The organism is Herbaspirillum huttiense, from assembly GCF_047300815.1.
In the GTDB taxonomy this organism is placed as follows: domain Bacteria; phylum Pseudomonadota; class Gammaproteobacteria; order Burkholderiales; family Burkholderiaceae_D; genus Herbaspirillum; species Herbaspirillum huttiense_A.
This window is the reverse complement of sequence record NZ_CP178608.1, coordinates 4,973,069-4,989,541: the sequence shown is the minus strand read 5'-3', so window position 1 is coordinate 4,989,541 and position 16,473 is coordinate 4,973,069. Positions and strand designations below refer to the sequence as shown.

Here is a 16,473-nt window from a genome sequence, read left to right as displayed (position 1 = left end):
TATGTCAGCCTATTGCAGGAGCCATACCTTTTCGGAACAGGAAGAAAGGCTCTTCTCCATTCACTCCGGCTATTTCGGGATCAACGTCAGGCAAGACGGTGTTGTGCGGATAGAGCGCTCCAATCAAGCCAGTTTGATGGAACAGTTTCTCGATGTCCATGCCAAACAAGCGGACATGGTCGTCTTGGCCGAAGAAGTGGGTGGCGAATTCGACTGACGGGGACTTGGTGAGCTCGAACGTATGCTTGAGCAGCCTTGCATACGGCGTTTGCGCCACCAGATGGCCGCCCGGTGCCAGGCAACGGTGAAACTCGGCAACAGCAAGCTCGGGAGATGCGACGTGCTCCAGCACGTGATTGCAGATGATCAGATCGAAACGATCGTCAGGGAAGTCGAGCTGCTCGACATTGATCTTGTGGTGATGTGGGTATTTGGGGAACAGATCTCCACACACATAATCGGCCGGCTGCATTTGGCGTATCAGCGGCTCCAGTCGCGCTTCGGGCGCGATGTGCAAGATCCGCAATGTGCGGGGCGCTTGCAGCAAACCGGTCCGCGTCAGGTAATGCCAGAGATGGCGGTCCCGGTCGTTGCAATGACAGACCGGACAGAGATGTTTGTCCAGACGAGAACCGATACTTTCGACGCGTTGCAGGAAACTGAGATCGATATTCTGCGTTTCAGGATGGGCTAGCCACGCTGTGACGCGCTGATTACAAATCGGGCAAGATGATTCCGGGCGACGGGTAGCTTTTCGTGCTGCCATTTCTGAAGTGGCGTAAGCGAGATCGGCACTGAATCGCGGAGAATGAAGCAAGCCGCCCTGAGGAGGTGCTGTCAGTTCTCCGAGATTGCTCATCAGACGCCCCAACTCCGGCAGGTTGGCTACTCCCTGACCGTAAAGCCGGGCCAAACTGGCCTGCGCCAGACCTAACCGCTCATCGGAAAGGTTGTTGGCATCCGCTTCCCCGCGTACGAAAACTTCCCATTCGAAGAATCCGGCGCTCATGATTGAACTACCTGCATCGGAATTCTGAGCTTGGTGTTTGCGGAAGGCGCTGAGATAGCCGCCCACTGCCAGTATTGGCCCCATGCTTGCCAAATGCAGATACATGGATACGTCATGCAGGAAGTGAAGCTCGATTCCCCTGTAATTGAGCACTTGACTGAACGAGGTCAGGTGATTGCGGACCACCATGATATTGGAGGGTTCGCCCACGAAGTTGTGCTGTTGGGCGACCATGTTGTTGACCAGCGATGCGCGATCTACACGGACGATCTGGCCATCCGCGACAATCTTGGACGGGACCGAGGTGACGTTGTTTTTCTCGTCAATGAAGACGCGTTCGTGGAAAGCCATCAGGCAGTCCGGGTTGGCCTCCAAGGCGGCGACCAGGCATTCAACGGAACGGGGAAGCAGCGCATCGTCGTCGTATAGCCATTTGACGTATTTTCCTTGCGCCAACTCCCATAGCCGGTGCGAGTTCTTTATGCCATTCTGAAAACCCGTATGAAAGTACTTGATTCTGGGATCCTGGAGTTCTTCTACTGTTTTTCTCAGAATGCCATCTGCAGTATCGTCACCGACCAGAATTTCGATATCCGTAAATGTCTGCTGGCACGCGCTGTTTAAGCTGATGGCCAAGTACTGCGGCTTGAATGCCGGAATCAAAATACTGACGACTGCCATAAATAGCTACCTCTGTCAAATTGTGTTGGTTTATAGCCCGCTCTCAATTTACCCGTGGTTCCGTGAACAGCGGAACGTGGAAACACGTGTCAATTCCAACAGCATATCAGTGTGTTCGCGCTTCAAAGGGACGAACAACAGGATGTTTGGCAGCCTGTATCCTTGACCTCCAGAATGGGGGGCAGGATGGAAAATGGTACAGATTTTGGTCCTTACTCAAGAGATACGGTCTTTCTCGGGAGCGACATAATGTCGCCACAGTCAAGAGCAGCTGAAATACACCAATGGATGTTGAATTATTGAGGAACATCTCTGACGGGCGTGAGGTGTTTCAAGTCACTGGCTGAGCTCGGATTGAGTTTGCCAACCTGCAGTTATTTCTGGAATTCGATGAGTCACCGGCATAAGCTAGCGATCATGCAGCCGTACTTTCTCCCATACATCGGCTATTTCCAGCTGATGGAGAAAGTGGATGCTTTCGTGGTTTTTGATGATGTTAGTTTTATTAACAAAGGCTGGATCAATCGCAATCGGATATGCATCAATGGGGCGGCCCACCTGTTCACCATTCCCCTGCTCAACGCGAGCCAGAATCGGCGCATATGCGACATCGCAATAAGCCCAGACATGTCGTGGCGCAAGAAACTGCTCAAGACGTTTCATCAGGCCTACTTAAAAGCCCCACAGTTTGAACGCGTTTTTCCGCTGGTGGAGGAGATATTGTTGTTTCCCTCCGATCAATTGTCCGCCTTCTTGCTCAACAGTATCGAGCAGATACACAAGCGGCTGGAGCTACGGACTGAATTGATCCCTTCTTCCCGCTGCTATGGCAATGCCGAGATCAAGGGGCAAGAACGCATTATCGACATATGTCGTCAGGAAGACGCGCATGTGTACATCAATCCGCCGGGAGGTAAAGAACTTTATGATGAGAATGCGTTTGCCGCAGCAGAATTGGAATTGAAGTTTCTTACGCCGGTATTGGACCCCTATCCCCAGGGTGGCAGTCCATTTTTAGCCGGACTCTCAATAATCGACGTGCTGATGAATAATGACCCGTCAGCAATTTCGCGGCATCTTTCCCATGGGGCTGTCTCGTGAACGACCAGAATAACTACCAGCTGCTCATTGAGCATTACGAACATTGCCTGGCGCAGTTTGGCGATACCCTGAAAGGCGTGGATTGGCCGAACGAAGCCGATGCCGCGAAACGCTATCAGGTCATGTTGGATGTGATGCGGCCGAAATCGGCAGGCGCGTCCACGTTACTTGATTTCGGTTGCGGTGCATCACATCTTTATCACTATATTTTGAACAATAAGGTCACTGCGGTGGAATATACGGGGCTGGATGCATCAGAAGCCTTTGTCGACCTTTCGAGGAAAAAATTTCCGCAGAACCGGTATTTGCTACTGGATGTATTGGCAAGTCCTGATCTTCTTCCAGAGTTTGATTACATCGTGATGAACGGTGTATTTACCGAGCGCAGAGAGCTTACGTTCGATCAGATGTTCTCGTATTTGCAGAAAATGCTGAAGATCATCTTCAACAAGGCTAAGGTAGGTATCGCCTTTAACGTGATGTCCAAACAAGTCGACTGGGAGCGAGATGATCTGTTTCATATGCCCATGGATATGCTCGGCAATTTCTTGGTGAAGCAACTTTCCAGGCACTACGTAATACGCAATGACTACGGCTTGTATGAATACACGGTATATGTCTATAAGGAGCCCCGCTAATGGCCAACGTTATCATCTTCGGTATTCAAGACTATGCCGAGCTTGCGCATTTCTATCTGGCGCATGATTCTGAACACGTGGTAGCCGCCTTCTGTGTTGACAAAGATTATGTTCCCGATGACCGGCAGTTCAGAGGACTGCCGGTCGTCGCCTTCGAGGAGGTGGAACAGTCATTCCCGCCGGATAAGTTCCATTTCTTCGCTCCTATGTCGCCCAAGGACATGAACCGTGCCCGCGAGCGTGTCTTCCTGAAGATCAAAGCCAAGGGCTACCGCCTGATTAGCTATGTGAGTTCCAAAGCAACGGTGTTCAATAACAAGATTGGGGAGAACTGTTTTATCCTGGAAGACAATACGCTTCAGCCTTTTACGGACATTGCCGATAATGTGGTTCTTTGGAGTGGCAATCACATCGGTCACCACGGAAGCATCGGTGCGCACGTCACGGTCACATCGCATGTCGTCATGTCGGGTCACTGCAAGATCGGCGCCTATAGTTTTCTCGGTGTAAACGCGACGCTGCGAGACAATATTGTCATTGGCGAAGGAACCTTTGTCGCCATGGCGTCGGCGATCATGAAAAATACTGAAGAGTGGTCTGTTTACAAGGGGAATCCGGCTACCAAGCTATCGATGTCAAGCGTCGATCTTAAACTCTGAGGTTCCTTGTGAAAACCATACGATGGTCCAAGCGGGGTCTGATCTATGTCCCGGACCGGCGATTGAAGTGGGCGCATTCGCATGCTCAGATTCCTACCGCAGCAGGAGTCAAAGATGGCCGGATACGAATTTTGTTCAGTAGCCGCGATGCGCAAAATCGAAGTTTCATTGCCCGGCTGGATCTCAACGCGGAGGCGTTAAGCGAAGTTCTGAACGTGCAAGAAGAGCCGCTGCTGCCTTTGGGGAGTTTGGGCGCTTTCGATGATTGCGGGATGATGCCTTCTTCTGTGGTGGAACATAACGGTCTTCATTATCTCTACTACATCGGGTGGAACGTGCGTAATACCGTTCCGTACCACAATTCCGTCGGACTTGCGATCAGCGAAGATGGGGGCGAGACCTACCGACGCCTCTATGAAGGGCCCATCATGGACCGTACTGCGTCAGAGCCTTATTTTTGCGCCACTACCTGTGTCCGGATAGAAAACGGAATCTGGCGCAACTGGTACCTGTCTTGCACGGAATGGCGCAAGATCGGCGACACGATGGAGCCGCGCTATCACTTGAAATACGCTGAGTCGAATGATGGAGTTAACTGGCGACGGCATGGACAGATCGCCATCGATTATGCCAATGACATGGAGGGCGGCATAGTTCGCGCGACCGTAAGGAAAGAACGCGAGGGGTATCGGATGTGGTATTGCTACCGAAGTATCGAGCATTACCGGGAAGACCCCGCGCGGAGCTACCGCATCGGCTATGCGGAATCTGCAGATGGCCTGAAATGGCGCCGCCTGGACCACATGGCCGGCATCGATGTCAGCACCTCAGGATGGGACGCATCCATGCTGGCCTATCCGGAGCTGGTTGAGGTGAACGGGAAGAACTACCTTTTTTATAATGGAAATGGTTTCGGAGAAAGCGGCTTCGGCTATGCCGAAGAATGTATTGAATAGAGAAAGATCACTATGATTCAGATTCGGTCGGGCGATTTTGAAAAGCTGGGGTATGTGATCGTCCATGGCGAAGCCTTCGCCCGGCAGATGGAAGTCATTCGAGATGCATTCATCGATGATTTCCAATGCAAGTTCACTGACAATGTTGCGCGTAACCGTCGCATCATCAAACTGCTCGCAGAGCACATTTCGGTTAAGCAGTTCTTTTGCCATCCTGCTTTAAATCATTTGCTCAAGGAGCAAGTCGGGATCGGCGAAATTGTGCAGACGGGGCCTGTGGTGACGCATTACACATCGGCCGATCTGACAGGTAATAATTACGGTCTGCCCTACCATCAGGATTGGCCCAGCATGGGGACCTCCACCCGTGGAGTCATTGTGTGGACCTCGTTAAGGGATATCGATAGCGAAGCACCAGGCTTGCGCCTCATCCCGGGCAGTCAGAAGAATGGTTTATGGCCAGGTACACAAACCGAGTCCGGCTATGTGTTGGATCAGCAAGACATTGACGGTTTCAAGGATGTTGAGGTTGCTGCTGGCGATCTGGTGTTGATGTCGCCTTACCTTGTGCATAAGACCAAGACCGTTGACTTGCCGACGGAGTGGAAGCTTTCTCTCTCGTGCCGCTATGACGACTTTTCCTGTGATCAGTGGAATGGCCGTGATTTCGTTGGCGCCTATGGCGTGTCGGTTGACCGGAGCGCTTACCTTCGCTGAACTTGGGAACTGCTTCCAGGTGCTGCGATTTCGCTGACAATTCGCTCAAGCGAATCCTGATCCAGGTCAGGGTAGATAGGCAGGCACAATACCTTGTCGGCGATTTTTTTTGCCACTGGAATATTGGATGCAGCTCCGCTCGGGATGCCTTGAAACATCTTCAAATCTGAAATCAACGGGTAAAAATACCTGCGGCTGAAAATACCTTTGGATTTCAGATACTCATAAAGCTCGTCTCGGCTTATTGGATATTCTTGCTCAACCAGGATGGGGTAATAGGAGTGGTTGGATGATTCCAGGAGGTTTCCGCCGACAATGGTGATGCCCGGGATTAGCGACAAATGGTGATTGTAATATCGTGCAATGCTTTGGCGCTGCGCGATGGCTGATTCAAGATGTTCCAATTGCAGTAGCCCGACGGCGCAATTTATCTCGCTCATCTTGCCGTTGATGCCCGCTTGCACCACGGTAGTTTCATTGACGAACCCGAAATTCTTTAAGTTATCAATCACGCGCTTCATCTCCGGCGTGTGAGAGACAATGGCCCCGCCTTCAAAGGTATTGAACACTTTGGTCGCATGAAAACTCAGGATCGACAGGTCGCCATAATTTAGAATACCGCGATCACCGTTCCTGACGCCGAAAGCATGGGCCGCATCATAGACCAGCTTTAGATTATGTTTTTGTGCAATCTTCTCCATGGCTTCCACTGCGCAGGGTCTTCCGTAGCAATGGACTGGCAGAATTGCTGAAGTGTGTTCGGTAATCGCCGATTCTATGCGTTCAGGATCCAGGTTAAGCGTGATTGGATCGATGTCCGAGAAGACGGGGCGAATGCCATTCCAGAGTAGAGCGTTGGAAGTCGCAACGAAAGAGTAAGGCGTCGTGATTACTTCGCCACTAACTTCCAGCGCTTGAAGTGCCGTGATGAGAGCGATCGTGCCGTTGTTGAACAAAGAAATATGAGGCACCCCCAAATAATCGCACAGCCGCGCTTCAAGTTCCTGATGAAATGGGCCGCCATTGGTGAGGATTCGCCTATCCCAGATTTTTTCGAGATAAGGAACAAGTTCAGCCAACGGTGGAAGGTGGGGCCGGGTTACAAATATTTCGTCTTTTGGCATGGTGAATGTTCCATTAGCCGTTTTTAACACATGCGCTTTGTTTTATTCACTGCATTCCAGATCGCATGCGCCGGGCTTGTTCGATGCGCTGTCAGAAATAGTCGATGCGCGTAGGATGCGGATAATCCGGCTCGCATGCACTCAGTACTTCCTGTCTTAACGTAAAGAAGTAATGTTGATAAATCGAGTCCGAAGTTGCCATGTAGGCGATCTTCAATGCATTGAGTATGGTCATCTCACGGCGATAGCGCGCGAACTGGGGATGACTCATGGGCATGGTGTTGATGTCGTAAGCGCCGATGCTGAGCTCGGGCGACAAGCCCAGGATCAACGAAGCGATACGCTCCATGATGAAGACTTTCATCTGTACCTGTGCCTTCGAATAATCGGTAACAGCGGTCAGTTCTTCACCCAGCTTGCTTTGTCTCTGCTCTGCAATCAGGAACAGCTGTTCCGTAATGGCAAACCATTTTTGCCAGAAGCGCGGCTTGGCAACGATGTAATTGCAAAAGATGGTGGTGCGGAAATCATTGACCAAGGTCTTGAGGTCAACGTTGATTTCCATCAAGCTGAAAAAGCTGGATGCCACCGAGACCATGCCCGGATGATGGCGATTGCCCTGTTCAAAAACGTTCAGGTAGCAGGCCGATTCCTGGATCATCGGTGAAAAAGTATAGACGTCCTGTCCCGGGTTGTTCTCCATGAAGATATTGACCTGCTCTGCACTGAGCCCTGTTTTGTTGCGAAAGGCCGGCGAAAGAAAGCCGTAGTACTCATCTTCGTTGAGCGTATTACCCAGAAAGAAATTACGGATCGCCCAGTATTCGCGCCAATCCGGACGCGGATTATTCACCACCTCAAGTGCAATGAAACCAGGGTCCAGCATGTTGCGGCTGGCGTCGTCGTAGTGAATCTGAAAAATGTTCTTGTTCATGGTGCTCTTGGCTGTTGCGAGAGGTCGGGATCAGTTGAGCGCATCCAACAGGAGCTTTGCGTTATTGCGCGCGCTGAAGCGTTCCTGCAAGTCGAGGGAAATTGCCTTCAGATCATAGCGGCTATTGTCACGGTCAGCGTCAAGATTGCGCAGGAGATTCACGAGATCGTTGCCATTGGAAAACATCAGCGCCTCCAAATTGTAGTGACGCATGACATCTTCGTAGTTACGCGTCCTGGACGCCAACGGCATCATGCCTCTGACGAGGCTGGTGATCAGCTTGTTGGGCGACTTGGCAAAAGAATTGATGTGGCAGTCAAATGCGAAATGGCTCAGCAAGGTGTAGCCGAACTGCTGCGTCATTGCATAGAAACTTTTTTCATGAAAATGCAGGTGCCGCATGCCCTCAACGATGCTGGTCGAGGTAATGAATGCGAATTGGCTTTTGGGAATGCCACTGCGGGCAAGGGCCTTGTCGAAGATGTACTTGAAGGCCTTGTGGAATGACTCGGGGTACCCAAACCAACAGATTTGGTTGTTGCGTTCCACCGGACGTTCATTGCCAGGCTCGCCCAAGGCGATTGAATCGACGGCTTCGGGAATGACGATGACTTTTTCCCACACCACCGATTCCAGGACTTCCTTGTGCGCCTCGGTAGGCATCACGAACAGATCGGTAATTTCGGCGATGGCGGCGTAGCGGTCCAGATAGTAGATATCCGAACCCAGGCAGATCACCTTGCAGTTTGTGCGTCGCTTGAGAGCCTGTGCTCGCAGTAGAGCGTCGTTGTCGTCATAACTCACCAGCAGGTACTTGGGAGTGCTGACGTCAATGGACGAGCCAGGTGTATAGACCAGTTTCCGGACCGACTGGCCTAACTCGGCCAGGCCATCGGTGATGGGATCAGATTGCACGCGCGCAAGCGCGTTTCCGCTGCCGTAGGATCTGATGAGAAGAAAATCGTTTTGCATATCGGTTGATGTTCAGCACCCATGGGTGTGTGCGGTTGGTGGGGCCGCTGCGGCAATACTTCCATCCGCCTGCTCATGATGTGCTTATGACAGACTCTGATAAAAAGCAATCTGGTTCTCGGACAGGGCACGCAGGTCTTCGTTGTTTAGATAGCCGGCATACCATTGCGCGGTCAGCTCCAGCGCCGTGTAGAGTTCCATCCGCGGGATCCAGTCCAGGCGCTGGCGTGCTTTGGAGATATCCAGTCGTAGCACCGCCTGCTGCTGGTCGTCTGGCTCGGGTTCGAGTCTTACTTCGATGGGTTCCACATCATTCTTCTGCAACGAGTGGTTGAAGGTGGCGCAGATTTGGGCCACGGTTTGCAGGTCGGTATCGGCCGGTCCGAAATTCCAGGCTTCGGCATACGCGCTGCCATGCTCATAGAGCAACTTGCCGATCTGCAGATAGCCCGACAGAGGTTCCAGCACGAATTGCCAAGGGCGCACGGCACGGGGTTGGCGGATGACGACGGGCTCTTCTTTTTCCAGAGCGCGGATGAAGTCGGGCAGCAGGCGCTCCGGCGAGAAGTCGCCACCGCCGATGACGTTGCCGGTCCGTACCGACGCCACACCCACCCGGCAGTTCTGATCATCCGAAAAATAGGAGCGCCGGTAGGCGGCCGTGACCAGTTCGGCCGCACCCTTGCTGCTACTGAAGGGATCGCGTCCGCCCATGGGATCGTCTTCCCGGTAGCCCCATAGCCATTCCCGATTCTCGTAACATTTGTTGCTGGTGGCGATCACTACCGCCCGCACGCTCGGCGTATGTCGCACTGCCTCCAGCAGATGGGCGGTGCCCATCATGTTGGTGGCAAACGTATCGAGCGGGTTGAGAAAGGCCTGGCTGATTTGTGGCTGGCCGGCCAGGTGGAAAACCACATCGGGTTGCACCGCCGCCAGCGTTTCGGCCAGATGGCGCGGATCACGCACGTCGCCGGTGGTGGTTTGCACGCAGTTCTGCAGCCGAGCCAGATGAAACAAACTTGGATTGGTGGGCGCCGGCAATGCATAGCCGCTCACGCGCGCCCCCATCAGGTGCAGCCAGAGCGTCAGCCAGCTCCCCTTGAAGCCGGTATGACCGGTGATGAAAACGCGCTTGTCGCGCCAAAAGTTAGCCATCAGGCAGCCTCATACACGTATGGCAGAGAGTCGTTCGGGTGCAGAGGCGTGATGGCGGCAAGCCAATCAGTCACGCGGATGGCGAAACCACGTAGCCCGGCCGTCATTCTGGTCAGGACCACGTTTCCCTGCGAAACCACGACTGCATGGTTGTGTTTTTTCTTCCCTGGCAATGCAGCCTTGCGGCAAGACATTGCGATGGGACAGATTAGAACATGCGTGTTTTCGCCTTCAAGCGCGGAAGAGGAGGGTTTTTGATGCTCATTCCCCGACTATAGCCGGATGACAACAAATTTTTACTTTTGCACCAACCCGCGGGAATTGGTGATGGGCGCGAAAGCCGCGCCACAAGGGCGTTTTGTACGGATGAGGTGGAACGCACTGTCTCGTTGGACTAAGTTTTTTTGCGGGACGGCATGAGCCGTCCCGTATCGTGCGTTGTCAGACGAGGTTGATCACCGACTGGCCCTGGTCCAGTTTGTCGTCGCGGTCAAAGAGGGTATCGCCCTGTGCTTGCTTGCCGGCCCCGGCGGTGAAATGCGTGAAATCGAACAGGCTGCGGTCCAGCATGTGCGAGGGCGTGATGTTGGCCATGGCCGTGAACATGCTCTTGATCCACAGGGGATTGGTCTTCTCCCACTGATTGAGCATCTCGCGCATGGCCTGGCGCTGCAGGTTGGGCTGCGAGCCGCACAGGTTGCAGGGAATGATGGGGAATTCCATGGCGGCTGCGTACTTCTTGATGTCCGGCTCGCGCACGTAGGCCAGCGGGCGGATCACCACGTTCTCGCCATCGTCGGCGATCAGCTTGGGCGGCATGGTCTTGATCTTGCCGCCGTAGAACATGTTGAGCATGAAGGTATGCAGGATGTCATCGCGGTGATGGCCCAGCGCGATCTTGGTCGCCCCCAGTTCCTTGGCCACGCGATAGAGGATGCCGCGGCGCAGGCGCGAGCACAGCGAACACGTCGTTTTGCCGGGGGCGATCTTTTCCTTGACGATGCTGTAGGTGTCTTCCTCGACGATGCGATAGGGCACGCCGATGCGCTCGAAGTACTCCGGCAGGATGTGCTCGGGGAAGCCGGGCTGCTTCTGGTCCAGGTTCACGGCAATGATCTCGAACTTCACCGGTGCCACCGTCTGCAGGTAGCGCAGCGTGTCCAGCATGGTGTAGCTGTCGGCGCCGCCCGACATGCAGGCCATGATGACGTCGCCGTCGCGGATCATGTCGAAGTCGGCGATGGCGCGGCCGGTCAGGCGGCGGATGTTCTTTTCCAGCAGCTCGAAGCGGCGCGAACCGCGCGCGGTCACTTCAGGCTGGCCGCGTTCTTCCTGCGCCTGTGCGGAGGAAGCATCGAGGTCGGCGAGGTCGGACAGTTGCACTGCAGCGGCAATGTCGTTCATGGGGTATTCCTTCAATCGGTAGGCTGTTGCTGCCGGACGAGCAATGTTGCCGCTCATCCATGTCCGGAGGGGACAGGGGCGGAAGGCTGCGTGCGGGCGGAGGACCGGCATTTTCTCATGCAGCGCCGGATCCTGCCATTTCCGCGTGGCTTGCCGCGTGGCAAGCGTCGCATGGATGCCTCATTACCGGCTCCGGAACCGGGTTTCGGGCCTGATCCCCGGGGCGCAGCCGATCTGACAGGCAGGGGCAACAAGCCGTTTTGCATCGCCTGTGCCGGACCTTGCCAGGGCGCTTTCGCCTCCTGAACTGCAAAAAAACGGGATACGCACAGACGGAACGGGAATTTTTCCGCACGCCGCGCTACCATGGCGGTCTTGCCGGACAAGCTGGACTGTGCCGGCATCGGCGTTTTCCCACATTGACGAGGTCCTCATGTTTTCGCATCTCCCGCCGTATGCCGGCGATCCCATCCTGAGCCTGATGGAACAATTCCAGCGCGACGAGCGCAGCAACAAGGTCAACCTGAGCATCGGCATCTATACCGATGGCCGTAGCGTGGTGCCGGTGCTGCCCTCGGTGCGCACCGCCTCGGCCGCGGTGGCCGAGACCGGCGCGCCCTACGTCTACCTGCCCATGGAAGGCCATGCCGCCTACCGCCAGGCCGTGGCCAAGCTGCTCTTCGGTGCCGACCTGCCGTCGGCCGAGCACCTGGCCATCGTCCAGACCCTGGGTGGTTCGGGCGCACTGAAGGTCGGTGCCGACCTGATCGCGCGCTTCTTCCCGCAGCCCACCATCTGGCTGCCGGACCCGACCTGGGACAACCACGTCGGCATCTTCGAAGGCGCGGGTTTCAAGACCGAGCGTTATCCCTACTACGATGCCCAGACCAAGGGCCTCAATTTCAACGGCATGCTGGACAAGCTGCAAAGCCTGCCCAAGGGCGCCGTGGTGCTGCTGCACCCGTGCTGCCACAACCCGACCGGCGTCGACCCGACCCGCGCGCAGTGGGAGCAGATCATCGCCGTGGTCGAGCAGCGCGGCCTGCTGCCCTTCTTCGACCTGGCTTACCAGGGCTTTGCCGAGAGCCTGGACGACGACATCTGGCCGGTGCGCGAAGCGGTGCGTCGCCAGATTCCCTTCTTCCTGTCGAACTCCTTCTCCAAGATCTTCTCGCTCTACAGCGAGCGCATCGGTGCCTTGTCGGTGTTCTGCCCGCAGGCAGGGCAGGCCGCCAACGTGCTGGGCCAGCTGAAGCTGACCGTGCGCCGCAACTACTCCAGCCCCGCCCGCAATGGCGCGCTGCTGGTGGCGCATGTGCTGGGCGACGACAAGCTGGCCACGCAATGGCGTGCCGAAGTCGAGGAGATGCGCGTGCGCGTGCGCGACATGCGCGTCAAGCTGGCCTCGCAATTGAAGAGCGCGGTGCCGGACCAGGACTTCTCCTTCCTGCTGCGCCAGAACGGCATGTTCGGCTACACCGGCCTGAGCTCGGCCCAGGTGGATCGCCTGCGTGACGAGTTCGGCGTCTATGCCGTGGGCACCGGCCGCATCTGCGTGGCGGGCCTGAACGACAGCAACGTTGCACGCGTGGCCGAGACCATGGCCGAGGTGCTGCGTGGCTGAAGTGGCAAGCAAGGCCGCCGTGTCGGCGGCCGACCTGCGCCACAAGAGTTATGAAGACGTGCTGGCCCTGGTGGCCGGCACGCTCTTCGTCTCGCTCGCGGTGAACATGTACAGCCAGGTGGGCCTGTTGACCGGCAGCACCGCCGGCCTGGCCTTCCTGACGCATTACCTGACGGGCCTGCCGTTTGGCGTGGTGTTCTTCACCATCAACATCCCGTTCTACTACTTCGCGTTTCGCCGGATGGGCTTGCGCTTCACCGGCAAGACCTTCTGTGCGGTGGCGCTGGTGTCGGGCTTCTCGCTGATGCATCCGCATTTCATCGGCTATGCCAAGCTGGACTTGTTTTACAGCGCGGTGCTGGGTGGACTGTTGATGGGTGTGGGTTTCGTGATGCTGTTTCGCCATGGTGCCAGCCTGGGGGGCATCAACGTGGTGACGCTGTTCCTGCAGGACCGCTACGGCCTGCGCGCCGGCAAGCTGCAGATGGGCGTGGATGTGGTGATCGTGCTGTGTTCGCTGTTCGTGGTGACGCCGCGCGTGCTGCTGGCCTCCATCCTCGGGGCGGTGACGGCCAATCTGGTGATTGCCTTGAATCACCGGGCGGGCAGGTATATGGGAATGTAAGAAGGGTAGGCGGGATCGCCTGGCTGGAATGAATGCCGTTCAGTGCAGACTGGACGGCATTTTTTTTAGTTCTGGGTTAGTTCACACTTGCAACAATCCCGGATCAGGCTCCAGATCATTGCGCGAGAGACCGCGCGCTTCCATCACGTGCAGCAGGAAGTCGATTGGATCGGGATCATCCATGGCAAAGTGCGCACGTTCGTAATCGGCGATCAGCAGGGTGAGCACATCGAGCTGGTCGGCTTGTTCCGATTGGGCGGGCGCGTCCCACAGGCGTTCTGCTTCAGCCAGCGCGGCTTGGTAATCCTTGCGGGTGCGTATCAGTTTGAATTGCATGCCGTGCTCCTTCCGAGTGCTTCCACATTGAACAGATCTTGCGTTGCGTTTTACCCGCAAGCATCCGAGCCGGCAATCGTCGCTTTGGGAAAAATGAAGGTCCAAAAAACAAAACCCCGCATCAAGCGGGGTCTGCAGGACACAGCAGTCTGGCCGATGTGGATCAAGCCTTGATCCTGAAAGTCTCCACCCCCACCGAATCACAATCCGGATACACATCCGGCTTCTCGGTGGACACCCGCACCGCGCGCACCTTGGGGTGGGCCAGCATGGCGGTCATGACGTCGTCGCACAGGGTTTCCTGCAGGTGGATGTGGCCACGCGCCATGCGTTCGGCGATGGTGGAGCGGATGAAGTCGTAGTCCACCACTTCGTCCAGGTGGTCGGCCGTCGGCGTGGTCTCGGCCAGCGGGACGTAGAGGTCGACGTTGATCAGGATGCGCTGCTCACCCTTCTTTTCGAACTCGTGCACGCCGATGTTGATGAACACCTCGTAGTTGCGCAGGAACAGGCGGCGGCAATCTTGCAGGGAAGGATGGGAGAGAAAGAGCATGATCAGAAAAAATTAAGGTTATTTCGCCACGAACATGACGTCGCGCGAAAGGGGAAGCAAATGCTGGCCGCCATCGACCAGCAGGGTAGTGCCCGTGACGGCCCGCGCCGAAGCGACGTAGCAGACCGCAGCGGCAATGTCCTCGGGCGTGCTGCCACGGCCCAGGGGGGTGACCGTGTGCGCCTTGTCGAACTGGTCCTCGGTCTGGTCGCCCGAGACCATGGTCAGCCCGGGTGCCACGCCGACCACCCGCACCTTGGGCGCCAGTGCCTGTGCCAGCAGCGTAGTAGCGCTGTGCAGGGCGGCCTTGGAAAGGGTGTAGGACAGGAAGTCAGGATTGGGATTGTACAGTTTCTGGTCCAGCAGGTTGATGACGACGGCTTGCTGCCCCTCCGGCGTGGCCTCGAACAAGGCCTGCGCCAGCAGCACGGGCGCGCCGACGTTGGCGCTCATGTGGCGCAGCAGGCGGTCATTGCCGAAGCTGGCGGCGTCATCGTAATCGAACAGCGAGGCGTTGTTGACCACGCAGGTGATGCGGCCCAGCGGCGCGGCCTGGGGCAGCAGGGAGCGTACCTGGGCCTCGTCGCCCAGTTCGGCCTGTACGGCCAGGGCACGGCGGCCCAGGGCTTCGATCTCGCGCACGAGCGTATCGGCTTGTTCGCGCGAACGGTTGTAGTGGACCGCCACGTCCCAGCCGGCGTGCGCCAGGGCCAGGGCGATGTGGCGGCCGATACGGCGTGCGGCGCCGGTGACCAGCGCAATACCTGCAGAAGAGGGTGATGTCATGTTCCAGGTTTCCAATCGTCGATACAATACGGCCCATGCAACTGCAACTACCCGAACCCGGCGCTGACGCACAGTCCGCCTCGCATTCCCTCCAGCACCTGATCGCCGGCGAGATCGCCGCATCCGGCGGCTGGATCTCCTTCGAACGTTACATGGAGCTGGCCCTGTATGCGCCGCAGGTCGGCTATTACAGCGGGGGTTCTTCCAAACTGGGCAAGGACGGCGATTTTACAACCGCCCCGGAAATCTCGCCGCTGTACGGCGCAACCCTGGCCCACCTGGCCGCCGAAGTGATCGCGGCCAGCCCGCAGGTGGCCAATGTGCTGCTGGAATTCGGTGCCGGTACCGGCAAGCTGGCCCGTGACATCCTCACCGAACTGCAGTCGCGCGAGGCGCTGCCCGAGAAATATTTCATCGTGGAAATCTCGGCCCAGCTGCGCGCCCGCCAGCAGGAAACCCTGGCCGCTTTTGCGCCTCGGGTGGAGTGGCTCGATGCCCTGCCGGAAACATTCTCGGGCGTGGTGGTCGGCAACGAAGTGCTCGATGCCATGCCGGTGCGCCTGGCCATCAAGGCCGAAGAGGGCTGGCAGGAACGCGGCGTCACGGTCGATGCCACGGGCCGGCTGCAGTTTGCGGACCGCACCGTGAGCGACCTGCCGGTGGCGCAGATTCCCGAGGCCGAACCCTTGCCGGCCGGTTACCTGACCGAACTGTCGCCGGTGGCCATCGGCTTCATGCGCACCCTGGGCCGCATGCTGGCCAGCGGCCCCGGTGCCTTGGCGATCCTTCCGGATTACGGATTCCCCGCCGCAGAATACTACCTGCCCGACCGCGACCAGGGCACGCTGATGTGCCACTACCGCCATCACGCCCATACTGACCCTTTCTACTGGCCGGGTTTGCAGGACATCACCGCGCACGTGGATTTCACGGCGATGGCGGTGGCGGCGGTGGAGGAGGGCGCGGAGGTGCTGGCCTACACCAGCCAGGGCGCCTTCCTGCTCAATGCCGGTATCGGCGAGCTGCTGCTGCGCACCTCGCCCGAGGACAGCCTGCGCTACCTGCCGCTGGCCAACGGCATGCAGAAACTGATTTCCCCGGCCGAGATGGGCGAGCTCTTCAAGGTGCTGGCCATCGGCAAGAACGTCGAGTGGCCGGCCCGCATGCTGCGCCACGACCGCACCCATCGCCTGTGA

The 16,473-nt window shown here is 56.8% G+C and carries 17 protein-coding genes; 8 read left to right on the top strand and 9 right to left on the bottom strand.

Going from position 1 to position 16,473, the window contains the following annotated elements:
* Positions 1-4: 4 nt before the first annotated feature.
* Positions 5-1,690, bottom strand: a complete 1,686-nt coding sequence (locus tag ACLRDN_RS22890; protein ID WP_413458133.1) for a methyltransferase domain-containing protein — start codon at positions 1,688-1,690, stop codon at positions 5-7.
* Positions 1,691-2,080: 390 nt separating this feature from the next.
* Between ACLRDN_RS22890 and ACLRDN_RS22885 the strand changes: the two genes are divergently transcribed.
* From ACLRDN_RS22885 to ACLRDN_RS22865, 5 genes are all read left to right on the top strand, one after another.
* Complete coding sequence (locus tag ACLRDN_RS22885) at positions 2,081-2,791, top strand: WbqC family protein (RefSeq protein WP_413458132.1); 711 nt, start codon at positions 2,081-2,083, stop codon at positions 2,789-2,791.
* Complete coding sequence (locus ACLRDN_RS22880) at positions 2,788-3,429, top strand: class I SAM-dependent methyltransferase (protein ID WP_413458131.1); 642 nt, start codon at positions 2,788-2,790, stop codon at positions 3,427-3,429. The genes ACLRDN_RS22885 and ACLRDN_RS22880 overlap by 4 nt, the downstream gene beginning before the upstream one ends.
* Positions 3,429-4,088, top strand: coding sequence for an acetyltransferase (locus ACLRDN_RS22875; RefSeq protein ID WP_413458130.1), 660 nt, complete (start codon positions 3,429-3,431; stop codon positions 4,086-4,088). The genes ACLRDN_RS22880 and ACLRDN_RS22875 overlap by 1 nt, the downstream gene beginning before the upstream one ends.
* Before the next feature lie 62 nt (positions 4,089-4,150).
* Positions 4,151-5,044, top strand: coding sequence for a hypothetical protein (locus ACLRDN_RS22870; protein WP_413458129.1), 894 nt, complete (start codon positions 4,151-4,153; stop codon positions 5,042-5,044).
* Between the two features lie 12 nt (positions 5,045-5,056).
* On the top strand, positions 5,057-5,761 hold the full coding sequence (locus ACLRDN_RS22865; protein WP_413458128.1) for a phytanoyl-CoA dioxygenase family protein: 705 nt from the start codon (positions 5,057-5,059) through the stop codon (positions 5,759-5,761).
* Here the strand turns inward: ACLRDN_RS22865 and ACLRDN_RS22860 are convergent.
* From ACLRDN_RS22860 to ttcA, 5 genes are all read right to left on the bottom strand, one after another.
* On the bottom strand, positions 5,749-6,885 hold the full coding sequence (locus ACLRDN_RS22860; protein WP_413458127.1) for a DegT/DnrJ/EryC1/StrS family aminotransferase: 1,137 nt from the start codon (positions 6,883-6,885) through the stop codon (positions 5,749-5,751). The genes ACLRDN_RS22865 and ACLRDN_RS22860 overlap by 13 nt on opposite strands.
* A gap of 91 nt (positions 6,886-6,976) precedes the next feature.
* A complete protein-coding gene (locus tag ACLRDN_RS22855) occupies positions 6,977-7,819 on the bottom strand; it encodes a hypothetical protein (protein WP_413458126.1) in 843 nt (280 codons plus the stop codon).
* Positions 7,820-7,849: 30 nt separating this feature from the next.
* Complete coding sequence (locus ACLRDN_RS22850) at positions 7,850-8,791, bottom strand: hypothetical protein (RefSeq protein ID WP_413458125.1); 942 nt, start codon at positions 8,789-8,791, stop codon at positions 7,850-7,852.
* A gap of 84 nt (positions 8,792-8,875) precedes the next feature.
* Positions 8,876-9,949 (bottom strand): CDP-glucose 4,6-dehydratase, encoded by a 1,074-nt coding sequence (gene rfbG, locus ACLRDN_RS22845; protein WP_413458124.1) that lies wholly within the window; start codon positions 9,947-9,949, stop codon positions 8,876-8,878.
* A 441-nt stretch (positions 9,950-10,390) separates the two neighbouring features.
* Entirely contained in the window at positions 10,391-11,353 is a 963-nt protein-coding gene (gene ttcA, locus ACLRDN_RS22840) for a tRNA 2-thiocytidine(32) synthetase TtcA (protein WP_413458123.1), read from the bottom strand.
* A gap of 433 nt (positions 11,354-11,786) precedes the next feature.
* Between ttcA and ACLRDN_RS22835 the strand changes: the two genes are divergently transcribed.
* Complete coding sequence (locus ACLRDN_RS22835; protein ID WP_413458122.1) at positions 11,787-12,977, top strand: aromatic amino acid transaminase; 1,191 nt, start codon at positions 11,787-11,789, stop codon at positions 12,975-12,977.
* The gene (locus tag ACLRDN_RS22830; protein WP_008333023.1) at positions 12,970-13,602 is read left to right on the top strand and encodes a YitT family protein; all 633 of its coding nucleotides are present in this window, start codon (positions 12,970-12,972) and stop codon (positions 13,600-13,602) included. Before ACLRDN_RS22835 ends, ACLRDN_RS22830 begins: the two co-directional genes overlap by 8 nt.
* Positions 13,603-13,683: 81 nt before the next feature.
* Here ACLRDN_RS22830 and ACLRDN_RS22825 read toward each other — a convergent pair whose 3' ends face one another.
* From ACLRDN_RS22825 to ACLRDN_RS22815, 3 genes are all read right to left on the bottom strand, one after another.
* Entirely contained in the window at positions 13,684-13,938 is a 255-nt protein-coding gene (locus ACLRDN_RS22825; protein WP_413458121.1) for a helix-turn-helix domain-containing protein, read from the bottom strand.
* 163 nt (positions 13,939-14,101) lie between these two features.
* Positions 14,102-14,491 carry a dihydroneopterin aldolase gene (locus tag ACLRDN_RS22820; protein ID WP_008333021.1) on the bottom strand — a complete coding sequence of 130 codons (390 nt, stop codon included), beginning with the start codon at positions 14,489-14,491 and terminating at the stop codon, positions 14,102-14,104.
* 18 nt (positions 14,492-14,509) lie between these two features.
* Positions 14,510-15,277 (bottom strand): SDR family oxidoreductase, encoded by a 768-nt coding sequence (locus tag ACLRDN_RS22815; RefSeq protein ID WP_413458120.1) that lies wholly within the window; start codon positions 15,275-15,277, stop codon positions 14,510-14,512.
* A 35-nt stretch (positions 15,278-15,312) separates the two neighbouring features.
* Between ACLRDN_RS22815 and ACLRDN_RS22810 the strand changes: the two genes are divergently transcribed.
* Positions 15,313-16,473: a class I SAM-dependent methyltransferase gene (locus tag ACLRDN_RS22810; RefSeq protein ID WP_413458119.1), complete on the top strand. Its 1,161-nt coding sequence runs from the start codon at positions 15,313-15,315 to the stop codon at positions 16,471-16,473.

Coding starts and splice junctions, on each gene's coding strand:
- ACLRDN_RS22890 (WP_413458133.1), bottom strand. CDS start 1,690: ATGGCAGTCGTCAGTATTTTGATTCCGGCATTCAAGCCGCAGTACTTG.
- ACLRDN_RS22815 (WP_413458120.1), bottom strand. CDS start 15,277: ATGACATCACCCTCTTCTGCAGGTATTGCGCTGGTCACCGGCGCCGCA.
- ACLRDN_RS22825 (WP_413458121.1), bottom strand. CDS start 13,938: ATGCAATTCAAACTGATACGCACCCGCAAGGATTACCAAGCCGCGCTG.
- ACLRDN_RS22865 (WP_413458128.1), top strand. CDS start 5,057: ATGATTCAGATTCGGTCGGGCGATTTTGAAAAGCTGGGGTATGTGATC.
- ACLRDN_RS22885 (WP_413458132.1), top strand. CDS start 2,081: ATGAGTCACCGGCATAAGCTAGCGATCATGCAGCCGTACTTTCTCCCA.
- ACLRDN_RS22820 (WP_008333021.1), bottom strand. CDS start 14,491: ATGCTCTTTCTCTCCCATCCTTCCCTGCAAGATTGCCGCCGCCTGTTC.
- ACLRDN_RS22875 (WP_413458130.1), top strand. CDS start 3,429: ATGGCCAACGTTATCATCTTCGGTATTCAAGACTATGCCGAGCTTGCG.
- ACLRDN_RS22810 (WP_413458119.1), top strand. CDS start 15,313: ATGCAACTGCAACTACCCGAACCCGGCGCTGACGCACAGTCCGCCTCG.
- ACLRDN_RS22835 (WP_413458122.1), top strand. CDS start 11,787: ATGTTTTCGCATCTCCCGCCGTATGCCGGCGATCCCATCCTGAGCCTG.
- ACLRDN_RS22855 (WP_413458126.1), bottom strand. CDS start 7,819: ATGAACAAGAACATTTTTCAGATTCACTACGACGACGCCAGCCGCAAC.
- rfbG (WP_413458124.1), bottom strand. CDS start 9,949: ATGGCTAACTTTTGGCGCGACAAGCGCGTTTTCATCACCGGTCATACC.
- ACLRDN_RS22850 (WP_413458125.1), bottom strand. CDS start 8,791: ATGCAAAACGATTTTCTTCTCATCAGATCCTACGGCAGCGGAAACGCG.
- ACLRDN_RS22860 (WP_413458127.1), bottom strand. CDS start 6,885: ATGCCAAAAGACGAAATATTTGTAACCCGGCCCCACCTTCCACCGTTG.
- ttcA (WP_413458123.1), bottom strand. CDS start 11,353: ATGAACGACATTGCCGCTGCAGTGCAACTGTCCGACCTCGCCGACCTC.